At 67.0% G+C, this 14,911-nt stretch carries 12 protein-coding genes and 3 tRNA genes; 13 read left to right on the top strand and 2 right to left on the bottom strand.

The window, feature by feature from the left end; genetic code table 11:
• The first annotated feature begins 46 nt into the window (after window positions 1-46).
• Window positions 47-1,540, top strand: coding sequence for a ribonuclease G (gene rng / locus PV762_RS16530; RefSeq protein ID WP_421036094.1), 1,494 nt, complete (start codon window positions 47-49; stop codon window positions 1,538-1,540).
• Here the strand turns inward: rng and PV762_RS16525 are convergent.
• Together PV762_RS16525 and PV762_RS16520 are read right to left on the bottom strand one after the other, a co-directional pair.
• Window positions 1,519-2,166, bottom strand: coding sequence for a hypothetical protein (locus PV762_RS16525; RefSeq protein ID WP_421036093.1), 648 nt, complete (start codon window positions 2,164-2,166; stop codon window positions 1,519-1,521). The genes rng and PV762_RS16525 overlap by 22 nt on opposite strands.
• Window positions 2,163-2,993: a hypothetical protein gene (locus PV762_RS16520; RefSeq protein WP_421036092.1), complete on the bottom strand. Its 831-nt coding sequence runs from the start codon at window positions 2,991-2,993 to the stop codon at window positions 2,163-2,165. The genes PV762_RS16525 and PV762_RS16520 overlap by 4 nt, the downstream gene beginning before the upstream one ends.
• Before the next feature lie 262 nt (window positions 2,994-3,255).
• Between PV762_RS16520 and tolB the strand changes: the two genes are divergently transcribed.
• The 12 genes from tolB (at window position 3,256) to fdhE (ending at window position 14,896) form a co-directional block, all read left to right on the top strand.
• Window positions 3,256-4,581: a Tol-Pal system beta propeller repeat protein TolB gene (tolB, locus tag PV762_RS16515; RefSeq protein WP_421036091.1), complete on the top strand. Its 1,326-nt coding sequence runs from the start codon at window positions 3,256-3,258 to the stop codon at window positions 4,579-4,581.
• Window positions 4,582-4,859: 278 nt separating this feature from the next.
• Window positions 4,860-5,393: a peptidoglycan-associated lipoprotein Pal gene (gene pal / locus PV762_RS16510; protein ID WP_421036090.1), complete on the top strand. Its 534-nt coding sequence runs from the start codon at window positions 4,860-4,862 to the stop codon at window positions 5,391-5,393.
• A 24-nt stretch (window positions 5,394-5,417) separates the two neighbouring features.
• Window positions 5,418-6,212: a tol-pal system protein YbgF gene (gene ybgF, locus PV762_RS16505; protein WP_421036089.1), complete on the top strand. Its 795-nt coding sequence runs from the start codon at window positions 5,418-5,420 to the stop codon at window positions 6,210-6,212.
• Between the two features lie 51 nt (window positions 6,213-6,263).
• A complete protein-coding gene (locus PV762_RS16500; RefSeq protein ID WP_421036088.1) occupies window positions 6,264-7,076 on the top strand; it encodes a tRNA threonylcarbamoyladenosine dehydratase in 813 nt (270 codons plus the stop codon).
• Window positions 7,077-7,176: 100 nt separating this feature from the next.
• Window positions 7,177-7,252, top strand: a tRNA-Lys gene (locus PV762_RS16495).
• Window positions 7,253-7,276: 24 nt separating this feature from the next.
• Window positions 7,277-7,352 (top strand) — tRNA-Lys (locus PV762_RS16490).
• Window positions 7,353-7,516: 164 nt separating this feature from the next.
• Window positions 7,517-7,592: transfer RNA gene (locus PV762_RS16485), tRNA-Lys, on the top strand.
• Window positions 7,593-7,653: 61 nt separating this feature from the next.
• Window positions 7,654-8,796: an iron-sulfur cluster carrier protein ApbC gene (apbC, locus tag PV762_RS16480; protein WP_421036148.1), complete on the top strand. Its 1,143-nt coding sequence runs from the start codon at window positions 7,654-7,656 to the stop codon at window positions 8,794-8,796.
• A 388-nt stretch (window positions 8,797-9,184) separates the two neighbouring features.
• Complete coding sequence (gene fdnG, locus PV762_RS16475; protein WP_421036087.1) at window positions 9,185-12,253, top strand: formate dehydrogenase-N subunit alpha; 3,069 nt, start codon at window positions 9,185-9,187, stop codon at window positions 12,251-12,253.
• A gap of 11 nt (window positions 12,254-12,264) precedes the next feature.
• Window positions 12,265-13,254: a formate dehydrogenase subunit beta gene (gene fdxH / locus PV762_RS16470; protein WP_421036086.1), complete on the top strand. Its 990-nt coding sequence runs from the start codon at window positions 12,265-12,267 to the stop codon at window positions 13,252-13,254.
• Window positions 13,255-13,271: 17 nt separating this feature from the next.
• On the top strand, window positions 13,272-13,892 hold the full coding sequence (locus PV762_RS16465) for a formate dehydrogenase subunit gamma (protein WP_421036085.1): 621 nt from the start codon (window positions 13,272-13,274) through the stop codon (window positions 13,890-13,892).
• Entirely contained in the window at window positions 13,889-14,896 is a 1,008-nt protein-coding gene (gene fdhE / locus PV762_RS16460) for a formate dehydrogenase accessory protein FdhE (RefSeq protein WP_421036084.1), read from the top strand. The genes PV762_RS16465 and fdhE overlap by 4 nt, the downstream gene beginning before the upstream one ends.
• Window positions 14,897-14,911: the final 15 nt, after the last annotated feature.

The raw sequence follows: 14,911 nt of genomic DNA, 5'->3' as shown, positions 1-14,911 counted from the left end.
GTTGCCGCCAGCCCCGAGGCTGACGAGAACGCTGGAGTACAAGAACATGGAAGACATCCTGATCAACTGGACCCCGCAGGAGACGCGGGTGGCTGTGGTCGAGAACGGGTCCGTGCAGGAACTGCACATCGAACGGACGCTGGAGCGGGGCCTCGTCGGCAACGTCTACCTCGGCAAGGTCGCGCGGGTGCTGCCGGGCATGCAGTCCGCGTTCATCGACATCGGGCTGGAGCGGGCGGCCTTCCTGCACGTCGCCGATTTGCACCTGAACGGCGTCAATCCGCGCGGTCACCACGGCCCGCACGGGGAGGCCGCGCAGGCCGTGCCGATCGAGCGCCAGGTCTACGAGGGCCAGGCCTTGACCGTGCAGGTCATCAAGGACCCGATCGGCACCAAGGGCGCGAGACTGTCGACGCAGATCTCGATCGCCGGCCGCCTGCTGGTGCACCTGCCGCAGGACAACCACATCGGCATCTCGCAGAAGATCGGTTCGCCCGAGGCGCGCGACGCGCTGCGCTCGCGCATGCAAACGCTGGTGTCCACCGGCGTGCAGGACGGCAACACCGGCGGCTTCATCCTGCGGACCAATGCGGAGGAGGCGAGCGACGAGGAACTCGGCGCCGACATCAGCTACCTGCGCAAGACCTGGAACTCGATCCGCGACAAGTCGCTGACCCTGCCGCCCGGCAGCCTGCTGTTCCAGGACCTGAGCCTGGTCGAACGCGTGCTACGCGACCTGGCCAGCGAGCGGACCAACTCGATCCGCATCGACGCCAAGCTGCAGTACGACGTGGTGCGCGAGTTCGGCGAAACCTACATGCCGGCCGCGACCGCGAAGCTGGAGCTCTACCGGGGCGAGCGTCCGATCTTCGACCTGAACAACATCGACGCCGAGATCGCCCGCGCGCTCGCGCGGCGCGTGGACCTGAAGTCGGGGGGGTACCTGATCATCGACCAGACCGAGGCGATGACGACCATCGACGTGAACACCGGCGGTTTCGTCGGCGCGCGCAACTTCGACGACACCATCTTCAAGACCAACCTCGAGGCGGCCGGCGCCATCGCGCGCCAGCTGCGGCTGCGCAACCTGGGCGGCATCATCATCGTCGACTTCATCGACATGACCCGCGAGGAGCACAAGACTGCCGTCCTGCAGGAGTTCCGCAAGCAGTTGAGCCGCGACCGCACCAAGGTGACGATCGGTGGCTTCACGCAGCTGGGACTGGTCGAACTGACGCGCAAGCGCACCCGCGAGTCACTGGCTCGCATGCTCTGCGAGCCGTGTCCGACCTGCGACGCCCGTGGCCAGGTCAAGACCGCGCGCAGCATCTGCTACGAGATCCTGCGGGAGATCCTGCGCGAGTCGCGGCAGTTCAATCCGAAGGAATTCCGCGTGGTCGCCGCGGCCAATGTCGTCGAGATGCTGCTCGATGAGGAGAACCAGCATCTGGCCGGGCTCTCGGACTTCATCGGCAAGCCGATCTCGCTGACCGCCGAGCCGACCAACCAGACCGAGCACTACGACATCGTGCTGATGTAGGGGCGGGGCGGCTCGCCGAAGGCCGCGGCGCAGGTCGCGTCCAGCGGCCAGGGCACCGTCGTCAGACCTTCCTCGAAGCCGTGGAGGGCGAGGGCGGCCGCCTGATGGGCCGGCATCGCGGGCACATGGTCGTGGATCAGGCCCGCGGTGGCGCTGGCGGCCGCGACCGCGGCATCGCGGATCCCCATCGGCGAATGCGCCAGATAGGCCAGCACCGGCAGGGTGAGGCGCTCGTGCACCTCGATGAAGGCCAGGCGCGACAGCGCCGCGGTCCTGCAGCGCGGATCGACATCGTCGATGTGCAGCGCATGCCCGAGCTGCTGCAAGGTGGCCAGCAGGACCTCCCGCAACCGGGCGCCGTGGATCTCCGCCTCCGCCGACGGAACCTGCATGCCGGGCGCGAGCGCGCCGGTGTCGATGCGGAAACTGCGGAACATGAGCAGGCCGGCCAGCCGGGCCGCGCCGAGGATCTGCGTCTGCGCGTGTGCCAGTCCGCTCCCGGTCACCAGTTGGGCCCGGACCAGGCGGTGGAAATGCGCCGTCGCCGCCACCAGGTGCTTGAAGGCGCTGCCGCTCATCTTGGGGTTCATGGTGGGGCCCATCGTGGAGATCATCCTGGAGCTCATCGTGCAGCTCCCCGGACCTCGCCCGCAGGGAGGCGTTCCCACAGTTCGGTTCCGGTCTGGGCCAGCGCCATCCTCACGCGGGGATCGGACACGACCTGACCCCAGGTCGTGCGCAACTGGTCCGCGAGCTTGCCGGGCAGGTGCGGCGGCGCCAGCAGCGCGTTCCACGCCGGCGCGTCCCGCGAGGTGAGGGCTTCGAAGTCCTCCCAGTCCGGCGCCGCCATCAGGGCCGAGCGGTCGGCAGGCGTGGCGGGCAGCACACGGGCCAGGGTCGCGGCGTCCTCCGCAGCGGGCGCCGTTGGGGTGGTTGCGAATGCCGGCGGCGTCGCCAGGCGCGTCAGCCATCGCCCGAACATGCCCGGCGGGAACACGGTGACGAAGGGAAGCTGTCCGACGCGCGAAATCGGGGTGAAGTCCTCGGCGGACGCTGCCGGCGGCTGGAAGGGATCGTCAGGGAGACGCGCAGGGCGATCCAGCAAGGTGCTGCAGGTCAGCAGCAGGACCTGCCCGTCGGGACGTGCCGTCGCCACCTGCCGCGCGGCAAGGTAACCCTGGCGGTCCGGCAGGTTGCGGACCAGGACCTGTCCGCCGGCGCGCTCGGCCCAGACCTGAGCCATCGTGCGGGCGACGTGATCGGGTCCGCTGCCGGCGCTGAACGGGATCACCAGGGTCAGTGACGGCACGCTGCTGTCCGCCGGCTGCGCGAGCGCGGCCTTGAAAAGTCCGGCGAACAGCAGCCACGCGACGCCGATCAGCCATGGGCGCAGGCGGTCGATGACGGACGACCGGGGGCGTGCGTGGCGGCTGGAGAACATCGGATCGGACATGACTTCCTTTCGGTCGCCGCTGTGGTGGCGCGGAGCGGGCGAAGGGAGTCATTCTGGGAATCGGACTGAGACGGCGCCATGACCGGAACTCGTAGAAGATGCCGTCGACACCGACTGGTTCGAGTCATCGACTGACCTGTCGGGTGGATGGCTGTCGGTCTGGAGCGCCGCTTGCCATGGGCTTGCCCTTTGTAACCTCACTGCATCGCAACCCCTGTCCAGGCCTCGGGCACAATCAGGCCTCCATTCGTTCCGCAAGCCGATGAGCACCAAGACGATTGCCACCCCTTCCGCTCTTCTTCCTTCCGGCATCAGCGCGCTGACGCGCCGCGGATTGCTCGGGGGCCTGGCCGCTGGACTGGCGATGCCCTCGCTGGCGCAGTTCCGGGTCGAGATCGCCGGTGTCGGCGCCACGCGGCTGCCGATCGCGATCAGCGACTTCAACAACGAATCGGCCACCGGCCAGCCCCTCGCGGCGATCATCCGCGCCGACCTGGAGCGCAGCGGCCAGTTCAGCATCGTGCCTGGCCAGGCCGGCATGAGCGAGACCTCCCAACCCCAGTTCGTCGACTGGCGCGCACGCGCCGCGGACGCGTTGGCTGCGGGCTCGGCGACGCGGCTGGCCGATGGCCGCTTCGACGTCCGCTACCGGCTGTGGGACGTGGTCAAGGGTTCGGACCTGGGCAGCGAGAGCCTGCCCGTCGTTGCCGGCGACCTGCGCCTGTCGGCGCACAAGATCGCCGACACGATCTACCAGAAGCTCACCGGCGAGCGCGGCGTCTTCGCCACGCGGCTGGCCTACGTCAACAAGGCCGGTCCGCGCTACTCGCTGATCGTCGCCGACGCCGACGGCCTGGGCGCGCAGTCCGTGCTCAACAGCCCCGAGGCGATCATCTCGCCGGCCTGGTCGCCGGACGGCAACGAGCTCGCCTACGTGAGCTTCGAGTCGCGCAAGGCCGTGGTCTGGATCCAGGACCTGCGCACCGGCAAGCGCCGCAAGGTCGCGGACTTCCGTGGCAGCAACAGCGCGCCCTCGTACTCGCCCAACGGCCAGCAGCTGGTCGTGACGCTGTCGCGCGAAGGCGGCTCGCAGCTCTACCTGATCAACAAGGACGGCTCCGGCGCCAAGCGCCTGACGCAGACCTCGGCGATCGACACCGAGGCGACCTTCTCGCCCGACGGCGCGCAGATCTACTTCGTCAGCGACCGCGGCGGCGCGCCGCAGATCTACCGCACGCCGGCCGGCGGCGGCGGCGCCGAGCGCGTGACCTTCAACGGCAACTACAACATCAGCCCGGCCATCAGCCCCGACGGCCGCACGATGGCCTACATCACCCGCGTCGGCGGCGGCACCTTCAAGCTGTGCGTGATGGACCTCGGCAGCGGCCAGGTCCAGCAGATCACCGACACCAGCGACGACGAGAGCCCCAGCTTCGCGCCCAACGGCAAGCTGATCGTCTACGCGACCCGCACCGGCGGCCGCGACACGCTGGTGACCACGACGCTCGACGGCAAGGTCAAGGCCAGGCTGGACACCCCGGGGTCTTCCGACATCCGGGAACCCGCCTGGGGTCCCTTCGGCAACTGAGCGGGCGCGATGCCGACCCGGTCTCCGTTCGAAAATCTGTTGGCTTTCGCAACGTCGGGCACGAGGATTGCCTACGTTGGCGTCGCACCTCGCCCGTCCCGTGCGAGGCGCGACCGCGACGACTTGGCCGACACGCCGCGCAGGCACCCCTGCCCCACGGATGTGTTAGCCGATGATTCACAATTGCTGTTCCCCCGCGGCTTCACCGGCGGCGCTGTCCACCGCCATGTCCTGACCGTAACTTCCTCGCCCGCTTTGACCTCTAGGAGCGTATGTCCATGAAATTCGAAAAACTGATGCTGGGCCTGGTGGCCGCGGCCGCCCTGTCCGCCTGCAGCTCCACCAAGCTGGATGAACCGGCCCCGGTGGAAAACAAGGCGCCGGTCGCGACGACCCCGAGCGGCCCGGCCGTCGACCCGAACGCCAACGCCCAGCGCAAGGTCGAGACCGTCGACCTGGGCGCCCAACTGGACGCCGCGGTGTCCAACCAGCGCGTCGTGTTCTTCGACTTCGACAGCTTCGTCGTCAAGGACGAGTACCGCAGCCTGATCGAGAACCACGCCAAGCGTCTGAACAACAAGAAGACGCTGCAGCTGAGCCTCGAAGGCCACGCCGACGAGCGCGGCGGTCGCGAATACAACCTGGCCCTGGGCCAGAAGCGTGCCGAAGCCGTCGCCAAGTCGCTGACGCTGCTGGGCGTCACGGCGGGCCAGGTCGAGGCGGTGAGCTTCGGCAAGGAGCGTCCGACCGACACCGGCCACAACGAAGAGGCGTGGGCCAAGAACCGTCGCGTCGAACTGCGCGACAAGTAATCCGGTGACATGAGCATGCTGCGTATGGATCGTTTCCTTCCGTTCGCGCTGACTCCGACGGCCAAGGCCGTGCTGGTCGGCGTGCTGATGGCGTTGAGCGCCGCCGGCCCCGCGCGGGCGGCGCTGTTCGAGGACGACGAGGCCCGCAAGGCCATCCTCGACCTGCGGACCAAGATGACGCAGAACGACGACGCGCAGCGTGCCCGTGTCACGGAACTGCAGAACCAGCTCGAGACCGCGCGACGCGGTCTGCTGGATCTGTCCGGACAGATCGAGGCGCTGAAATCGGACCTGGCCAAGATGCGCGGCCAGAACGAACAGCTCGCGCGCGACCTGTCCGACACCCAGCGCAAGGTGGCCGACCAGTCGGCCACGCTCGACAACCGGCTGCGCCCGCTGGAGCCGCAGAAGGTGTCGCTGGACGGCAAGGAATTCCAGGCCGATCCGGAAGAGAAGCGCCAGTTCGATGCCGCGATGGGTCTCATCCGCCGCGGCGACTTCAACGAGGCGACCTCCGCCTTCACCTCCTTCCTGACGCGTTTCCCGGCGAGCGGTTTCTCCGACTCGGTGCGTTTCTGGCTGGGCAATGCGCAGTACGGCAAGCGCGACTACAAGGGCGCGATCGCGACCTTCAAGGCCTTCGTCGCCGCCAACCCGGACCACCCGCGCGCGGCCGAGAGCCTGCTGGCGATCGCCAACTGCCAGATCGAGCTCAAGGACACCAAGAGCGCCCGCAAGACGCTGGACGACCTGCAGAAGGCCTATCCCGGCAGCGAGGCCGCGAAGGCCGCCAAGGAACGCGCGGCCGGCCTGCGCTGAGCCCATCCGCTGTTCCCACCCGTTGAGGACGCGCTCAGGCGCGCATCGATCTTGAGTCTGGCGACCGGGCACGGCCCCCTCGATCTGGAAGCGGACGCGGAGCGCCGCTTCGGTGGTCTGCGCCGCCTGCATGGCGACCGGGACTACGCGCGGCTGCGTGCGGCGCGTTTCTGCGTCGTGGGGCTGGGCGGCGTGGGCTCCTGGGTCGTCGAGGCGCTGGCGCGCATGGGCGTCGCCCGGCTCGTGCTGGTCGATCTGGACCATGTCGCCGAATCCAACATCAACCGCCAGGTGCAGGCCCTCGGCAGCACGCTGGGCATGGCCAAGGCGGAGGCGCTCAAGCAGCGCATCGCCGATATCCATCCGGGCTGCGAGGTTGTCACCATCGAGGACTTCGTCGACGAACAGAACTGGCCGTCGCTGCTCGGCGACGTGCAGGTCGACGGCATCGTCGACGCCTGCGACCAGGTCCGCGCCAAGGCGCAGATCGCCGCCTGGGCGAGGGCCTTGAAGCTGCCGCAGATCTGCATCGGCGCGGCGGGCGGCAAGCACCGCCCGCAAGCCGTCGAGATCCTGGACCTGTCCGAGACCACGCATGATCCGCTGCTCGCGAGCCTGCGCCAGCGGCTGCGCAAGTTCCACGCAGCACCGCGCGAAGGCGCGATGGGCGTGACCTGCGTGTTCTCACGCGAACCGGTGACGCGGCCTGAAGGCGTGGAGGCCTGCGACATCGATGGCAACCTGAATTGCCACGGCTATGGCTCAAGCGTGGCGGTCACTGCCGGCTTCGGCATGACGGCCGCGGCCGAACTGGTGACACGATATTTGAAGGCGCTTGCACGGTCGCAAAAAACCGTCCTATAATGTGAGGCTCTGCTGAGGGGCAAACACCTCGAAGCGATGTGGAGGAGGTCAGGGCAACCTGGCTTTCACTGCTGGAAGCAGGCTTAGGCGTGCAGGCTTTGGGTCGTTAGCTCAGTCGGTAGAGCAGCGGACTTTTAATCCGTTGGTCGCAGGTTCGAATCCTGCACGACCCACCATTTGCTTCAGATGGAATTTCTCGGGGGCTCTTAGCTCAGTTGGTAGAGCAGCGGACTCTTAATCCGTTGGTCGAAGGTTCGAATCCTTCAGGGCCCACCACCGATCCTTGTCGGATCGTCAGCGTGAAGCGACGCAAGATGTTGCGTGCGATTCACGGACGACGAAACGATGTCAGAGAGGATTCGGTGTGACGAGATCAAAATATCTGACATAATCGCGGCTTCGCCAAATTCGCAAGAATCAAGCGGACCGAAAAGAATTTCGGGCTCTTAGCTCAGTTGGTAGAGCAGCGGACTCTTAATCCGTTGGTCGAAGGTTCGAATCCTTCAGGGCCCACCAAATAAAAGGGGTTGCAACGCAAGTTGCAACCCCTTTTGTCATTCCCGCTAGACTTCGCGCCATTCCCGCGTTTTGCGTCCATTCGGCGACGCGTCATTCGAAAAGCCCCATGTCCCAGATTCAAGAAGCCGCGCTGCTACAGGCCCTGCAGCAGGTGATCGATCCCAACACCGGTCGCGACTTCGTCTCCACGAAGCAACTCCGGCAGTTGAAGGTGCAGGGCGACGCGGTCAGCTTCGAGATCGAGCTGGGCTACCCGGCCGCGAGCCAGATCGACGCGCTGCGCGCGGCGCTCGTCGAGGCGGCGCGCGCGGTGCCGGGCGTGGGCAACGTCAGCGTCGGCGTGACGACCAGGATCACGGCCCACGCCGTGCAACGCGGCGTGCAACTGCTACCCGGCGTGAAGAACATCATCGCGGTGGCGTCCGGCAAGGGTGGCGTCGGCAAGAGCACGACCGCGGCCAACCTCGCGCTGGCGCTCTCGGCCGAAGGGGCGACGGTGGGTCTGCTCGACGCGGACATCTATGGTCCCAGCCTGCCGCTGATGCTGGGCGTCAGCGGGCGTCCGGAGAGCACCGACGGTCAGACGATGGAGCCGCTGGAATCGCATGGCCTGCAGCTGATGTCCATCGGCTTCCTGGTCGAGGACGACCAGGCGATGGTCTGGCGCGGTCCGATGGCCACGCAGGCGCTGGAGCAGTTGCTGCGCCAGACGCGCTGGCGCGATCTGGACTACCTGGTGATCGACATGCCGCCGGGGACTGGCGACATCCAGCTGACCTTGTCCCAGCGCGTGCCGGTGAGCGGCTCCATCATCGTGACGACGCCGCAGGACATTGCGCTGATCGATGCGAAGAAGGGCCTGAAGATGTTCGAGAAGGTCGGCGTGCCCATCCTGGGCATTGTCGAGAACATGGCCATCCACATCTGCAGCAACTGCGGTCACGCCGAGCACATCTTCGGCAGCGGCGGTGGGCAGCGCATGGCGGACCAGTACAGCCAGGAGCTGCTCGGCTCGCTGCCGCTGGCCCTGTCGATCCGCGAGCAGGCGGACAGTGGCAAGCCCACGGTCGTCGCCGAGCCCGACGGCGTGCATGCGCAGGCTTACAAGCAGATCGCGCGCAAGGTGGCGGTGAAGCTGGCGGGGCAGGCGAAGGATTACTCCTCGAAATTTCCGACGATCACCATCTCGAAAAACACCTGACCCCTGCCTCCCCGCCTCCGCCATTCTCGACGCAGTGCTGCACTGCAACGTGAGCCGCGCAGGCCGGTGCCCCTCGGAGCGAATTCCGAGCGGCGAGGAGCAGACTGAGCGGAGAGGGGCTCCGGCCTGCGCGGCGGTGCGCTCGATCCGAGGCAGGAATGCATCCCCGGCGACGCACGCCGTGCGTTGCACCGCACAAGAGCGCGGCCCAGAAAAAGCCACCGTCAAGCGTGGTGCGCGCTGCGGTTCTTCCTCTCCCCAGAGGGTGACTCCTCATTGGACAAAGTGGGAGCTTTGTGCCGAAATGCTCGGACGGGCCGCGTGACGGCCGTGCGTTTCACCCAGGTCGGGCCTTGCATGTCGGGGCACCGAACCCAGGAGGCACAAGATGGACATGAACCGGAGGCATTTCTTCCGGGTGAGCGGGGCGGCCGTGATGGGCTCCAGCCTCGTGGCGTTGGGATTTTCTCCGACAGCCGCACTGGCCGAGACACGCCAGTTCAAGCTTGCCCGGGCGACCGAGACCCGCAACACCTGCCCCTATTGCTCGGTGGGTTGCGGGATCATCATGTACTCGCTCGGGGACAAGGCGAAGAACGTCACCTCCGAGATCGTCCACATCGAGGGCGACCCTGATCATCCGGTCAACCGCGGCACCTTGTGCCCGAAGGGGGCGGGCCTGCTGGACTTCGTCCACAGCCCCAACCGGCTGAAGTATCCGGAGATCCGCGAGGCTGGTGCCAAGGAGTGGAAGCGTGTCAGCTGGGGCGAAGCGATGGACCGCTTCGTGAAGCTGCTCAAGGCCGACCGCGACGCCAATTTCATCGCCAGGAATGCGGACGGCAAGCCTGTCAACCGCTGGCTGTCGACCGGGATGATCTGCGCGTCCGCGTCCTCGAACGAATCGGGCTACATCACTCACAAGGCGATGCGCTCGATGGGGCTGCTCGCGTTCGACAACCAGGCTCGCGTCTGACACGGACCGACGGTGGCCAGTCTGGCCCCGACGTTCGGACGCGGCGCGATGACCAACCACTGGGTGGACATCAAGAACGCCGACCTCGTGCTGATCATGGGCGGCAATGCCGCCGAGGCGCATCCCTGCGGCTTCAAGTGGGTGATCGAGGCCAAGCACCACAACAAGGCCCGGCTGATCGTCGTCGACCCGCGCTTCACGCGCTCGGCCGCGATGAGCGACTACTACGCGCCCATCCGCGCGGGGTCCGACATCGCCTTCCTGGGCGGGGTGATCAACTATCTGCTGAGCAACAACAAGATCCAGACCGAGTACGTCCGGCATTACACGAACGCGCCCTTCCTCATCAATGAGGGCTACAAGTTCGAGGACGGCCTGTTCTCCGGCTACGACGAGGCCAAGCGCGCCTACAGCAACGCGTCGTGGGCCTACGAGATGGACGACAAGGGCTTCGCCAAGGTCGACATGACGATGCAGCATCCGCGCTGCGTGCTCAACGTCATGAAGACGCATTACTCGCGCTACACGCCCGAGAAGGTCAGCGAGATCACGGGCACGCCCAAGGACAAGTTCGTCGAGATCTGCCGCCAGATCGCCGAGACCTCGGTGCCCGGCAAGGTGATGACGATCATGTACGCGCTGGGTTGGACGCAGCACAGCCAGGGCTCGCAGATCATCCGCACCGGCGCGCTGGTGCAGCTGCTGCTCGGCAACATCGGCCAGCCCGGCGGCGGCATGAACGCGCTGCGCGGCCACAGCAATATCCAGGGCCTCACCGACCTGGGCCTGCTGTCGACCTCGCTGACCGGCTACATGGCGCTGCCCAGGGACTCGGAGCAGGACCTCGAGACCTACTACAAGACCAAGGCCCTCAAGCCGCTGCGCCCCAACCAGATGAGCTTCTGGCAGAACTACCCGAAGTTCTTCGTCAGCCAGCAGAAGGCGTGGTGGGGCAAGGCCGCGACCAAGGAGAACGACTGGGCCTACCACTACCTGCCGAAGTGGGACAAGGGCTACGACGTGCTGCAGGCCTTCGAGCTGATGCACCAGGGCAAGGTCAACGGCTACATCTGCCAGGGCTTCAATCCCGTGGGGTCCTTCCCCAACAAGAAGAAGGTGGTCGAGAGCCTGTCCAAGCTGAAGTTCCTCGCCGTCATCGATCCGCTCAACACCGAGACCGCCGAGTTCTGGAAGAACTACGGCGAGCACAACGATGTGAAGACGGAAGAGATCCAGACGGTGGTGTTCCGCTTCCCGAGCACCTGCTTCGCGGAAGAGGACGGCTCGCTGACCAACTCCGGCCGCTGGCTGCAGTGGCACTGGAAGGGCGCCGAGCCTCCGGGCGAAGCCAAGGGCGACGCGGAGATCATCGCGGAGATCTTCCTGAGACTGCGCACGCTCTACCAGAAGGACGGCGGCGCGTTCCCCGACCCCATCGTCAACCTGAGCTGGCCGTACAAGATCCCGCACAGTCCCTCGGCCGAGGAGCTGGCGATGGAGTTCAACGGCAAGGCGCTGGCCGACGTGACCGACCCGAAGGACGCGACCAAGGTGCTGGCGAAGGCCGGCGAGCAGTTGTCGGGCTTCGGTCTGCTGCGCGACGACGGCAGCACGTCCAGCGGCTGCTGGATCTATGCCGGCGCGTGGACGCAGGCCGGCAACCAGATGGCGCGGCGCGACAACAGCGACCCGTGGGGCATCGGCCAGACGCTGGGCTGGGCCTGGGCCTGGCCGGCGAACCGGCGCGTGCTCTACAACGCCGCGTCCTGCGATCCGAGCGGCAAGCCGTGGAATCCGAAGCGGCGGCTGATCAGCTACACCGACAAGTGGGGCGGCTCCGACGTGCCGGACATCCGCGCCGACGCCAACCCCAACGACGAGGACGCGGTGCGGCCCTTCATCATGACCGCCGAAGGCGTGGCGCGCCTGTTCGCGCCCAGCGGCATGGTGGACGGTCCGTTGCCGGAGCATTACGAGCCCTTCGAGTCGCCGCTGACGGTCAACCCGATGCATCCGAACAATCCCAAGGCGATGAACAACCCGGCTGGCCGGGTGTTCAAGGCCGACCGGGAGGCCTTCGGCAAGCCGGACAAGTTCCCGTACGTGGCGACGAGCTACCGGCTCACCGAGCACTTCCACTACTGGACCAAGAACGTGCGCACCAGCGCCATCATCCAGCCACAGCAGTTCGTGGAGATCGGCGAGGAACTCGCGAAGGAGAAGGGGATCGCCAACGGCGATCAGGTGAAGGTCAGCTCCAACCGCGGCTTCATCAAGGCGGTCTGCGTGGTGACCAAACGCGTGGCGTCGCTGGATGTCGGCGGCAAGCGGGTCCACACCGTCGGATTGCCCAACCACTGGGGCTTCGTCGGCGTGGCCAAGCCCGGGTACCTGGTGAACACGCTCACCCCGTTCGTGGGTGACGCGAATACCCAGACGCCCGAGTTCAAGAGCTTCACCGTCAACATCGAAAAAGCCTGAGGAGGAGCGTCATGTCTTCATTGCAATCCCTCGACATCGCCAAGCGCTCCGCCACGACGTTGCCCAGCCCCGACGCGCGGCGCACGACGACGGAGGTCGCCAAGCTCATCGACGTCTCCTCGTGCATCGGCTGCAAGGCCTGCCAGGTCGCCTGCATGCAGTGGAACGACCTGCGCGACGACGTCGGCGACACCCACGGCACCTACGACAACCCGCGCGACCTGACCCCGCAGTCGTGGACGGTGATGCGTTTCTCCGAAGTGGAGGTCGTCGAGAACAAGCTCGAATGGCTGATCCGCAAGGACGGCTGCATGCACTGCGACGATCCCGGCTGCCTGAAGGCCTGTCCGGCGCCCGGCGCGATCGTGAAGTACCAGAACGGCATCGTGGACTTCATCTCGGAGCACTGCGTGGGCTGCGGCAACTGCGTGACGGGCTGTCCCTTCGACGTGCCGCGCATCAGCAAGGCCGACAACAAGGCCTACAAGTGCAGCCTGTGCTCGGACCGCGTGGGCGTCGGCCTGGAACCCGCCTGCGTGAAGGCCTGTCCGACCGGGGCGATCCGCTTCGGCTCGAAGGAGGACATGCATGAGTTCGCGTCCGAGCGCATCGTCGACCTGAAGGAGCGCGGCTATGCCAACGCCGGCGTCTACGACCCGCTGGGCGTCGGCGGCACGCACGTGATGTACGTGCTGCAGCATGCGGACCAGCCGACGCTCTATCACGGGCTCCCCAAGGATCCGCAGATCAGTCCCTTCGTGTCCCTGTGGAAGGGCGCGGCCAAGCCGCTGGCGGTGGCGGCGATGGTCGGCGCGGCGGTGGCCGGCTTCTTCCACTACATGAAGGTCGGTCCGCAGAAGACGGCGCACGACGAGCCGGATCCCGAGGAGGAACTGGCCTACGAGCGCGCGAAGCGGGGCGAAGGTCCTGATGGTCCGGATGCGCATGCGGGCGAGGCGCCGCGTCGCTCGTCGTACACCCCGCCCAGCGGCGGCCTCTGATCCACCGGGAGTCCCCCATGTTGCTGCAACGCTATCGCGACAGCCAGCGGCTCAACCACTGGCTCATCGTGCTGCTGTTCCTGTGCGCCGGGCTGTCGGGCCTGGCCTTCTTCCACCCGAGCCTCTACTTCCTCAGTCATCTCTTCGGCGGCGGGCCGTGGACGCGCGTGCTGCATCCCTACATGGGCCTGGGCATGGTGATCGCGTTCGCGTTCCTCGCGGCGCGGATGTGGCGGGACAACCTCTGGATCAGCGCCGACTCGCAATGGATGCGCCAGAGTCCCACCATGATCACCGGCGCCGGAAAAGAAGGCGTCCAGCCGGCGGCCAAGTACAACGCCGGGCAGAAGATCGTCTTCTGGGTCATGGTGGTGACGCTCGCCATCCTGCTCGTCACCGGCTTCATGTTCTGGCACGCCTGGTTCCCCGAAGGCAACATCCTGATGCGACGCATCGCGGTGCTGCTGCATTCGGCGTCCGCGGCGATCCTGATCCTGACGATCATCATCCATGTCTACGCCGCCATCTGGGTCAAGGGCTCGTTCCGGGCGATGACCCGTGGTACGGTCACCGACACCTGGGCCGCACACCATCATCCGCTGTGGCACAAGGAAGTGAAGGAGCGGCCTCGCGCATGACGTCTTCCAGCCCCATCCGGGTCATGACCCCGGAAGAGATCGCAGTCAACGCCGGCGCGCGCGCCGCGCCGGTGAAGGTGCCGGAGCCCGGCCTCTTCGCCGGGCGCGCCATGCGCCTGCGGCAGTTGGCCGAGGGGCATGCGATGCGCGACTACCTGCTGTTCATGGCCGAGCTGTCGCAGGCGCAGCATGAGCGCTTCAAGCGACCGGACGCGGTGGCGCTGCCGGCTGAGGTGCTGGTCAACAGCGCGATGGTGGGCGGGCTGCCGCCGCTCGATGTGGCGACCTTCCCGCGCGATGCGGCGTGGCGCGACGAGCTCGGCGCGCTGCTGGGCGCGATGGGCAGGTCAGCGATTCCCGATCCGGCCAGGGCGCTGGTGAAACAGCTCGGCGAAGCGGACGACGATTGGCTGGAGCACCAGGCGGATGCGTTGCTCGCCGGCGGCGCGCCGGGCCTCGAACCCGCGGCGGCGCCGCTGATCGCCGCGGCGCTCCAGGTGCATTGGGCGCGGCTCGTCGTGCGTCTGCAGCAGCGCTACGACGACAGCGACCAGGGCGAGCACGTCGCGCCCTTCGGCATGATCGACGACCCCACCGTCTGCCCGTGCTGCGGCTCGCGGCCGGTGGCCTCGATCACGCGCATCGCGGCGGAGCAGTCGGGGCAGCGCTTCCTGGCCTGCGCGCTGTGCGGCGCGCAGTGGCATTACGTGCGCATCAAGTGCACGCACTGCCAGGGCACCAAAGGCATCACCTTCCAGAGCCTGATCGACGCCGACGGGAAGACCTCCGAGGCCGTGGCCGCCGAGTGCTGCGAGACCTGCGGGCATTACCTGAAGCAGGTCCACATGGAAAAGGACCTGCAGGTCGAGCCGCTGGCCGACGATCTGGCGAGCTTGACGCTGGACCTGCTGGTCGGTGAACAGGGGCTGGTGCGGCAGGGGTTCAATCCGCTGCTGATCCTCGGCGAGCCCGACGCGCCGCCACCGGATCCCGGAGGACACTGAGCATGAGGCCCGAGG

Origin of the sequence: Mitsuaria sp. CC2, from assembly GCF_048957715.1 — a bacterium.
In the GTDB taxonomy this organism is placed as follows: domain Bacteria; phylum Pseudomonadota; class Gammaproteobacteria; order Burkholderiales; family Burkholderiaceae_C; genus Roseateles.
The sequence above is the reverse complement of the archived record's forward strand: the minus strand, read 5'-3'. Positions and strand labels throughout refer to the sequence as shown.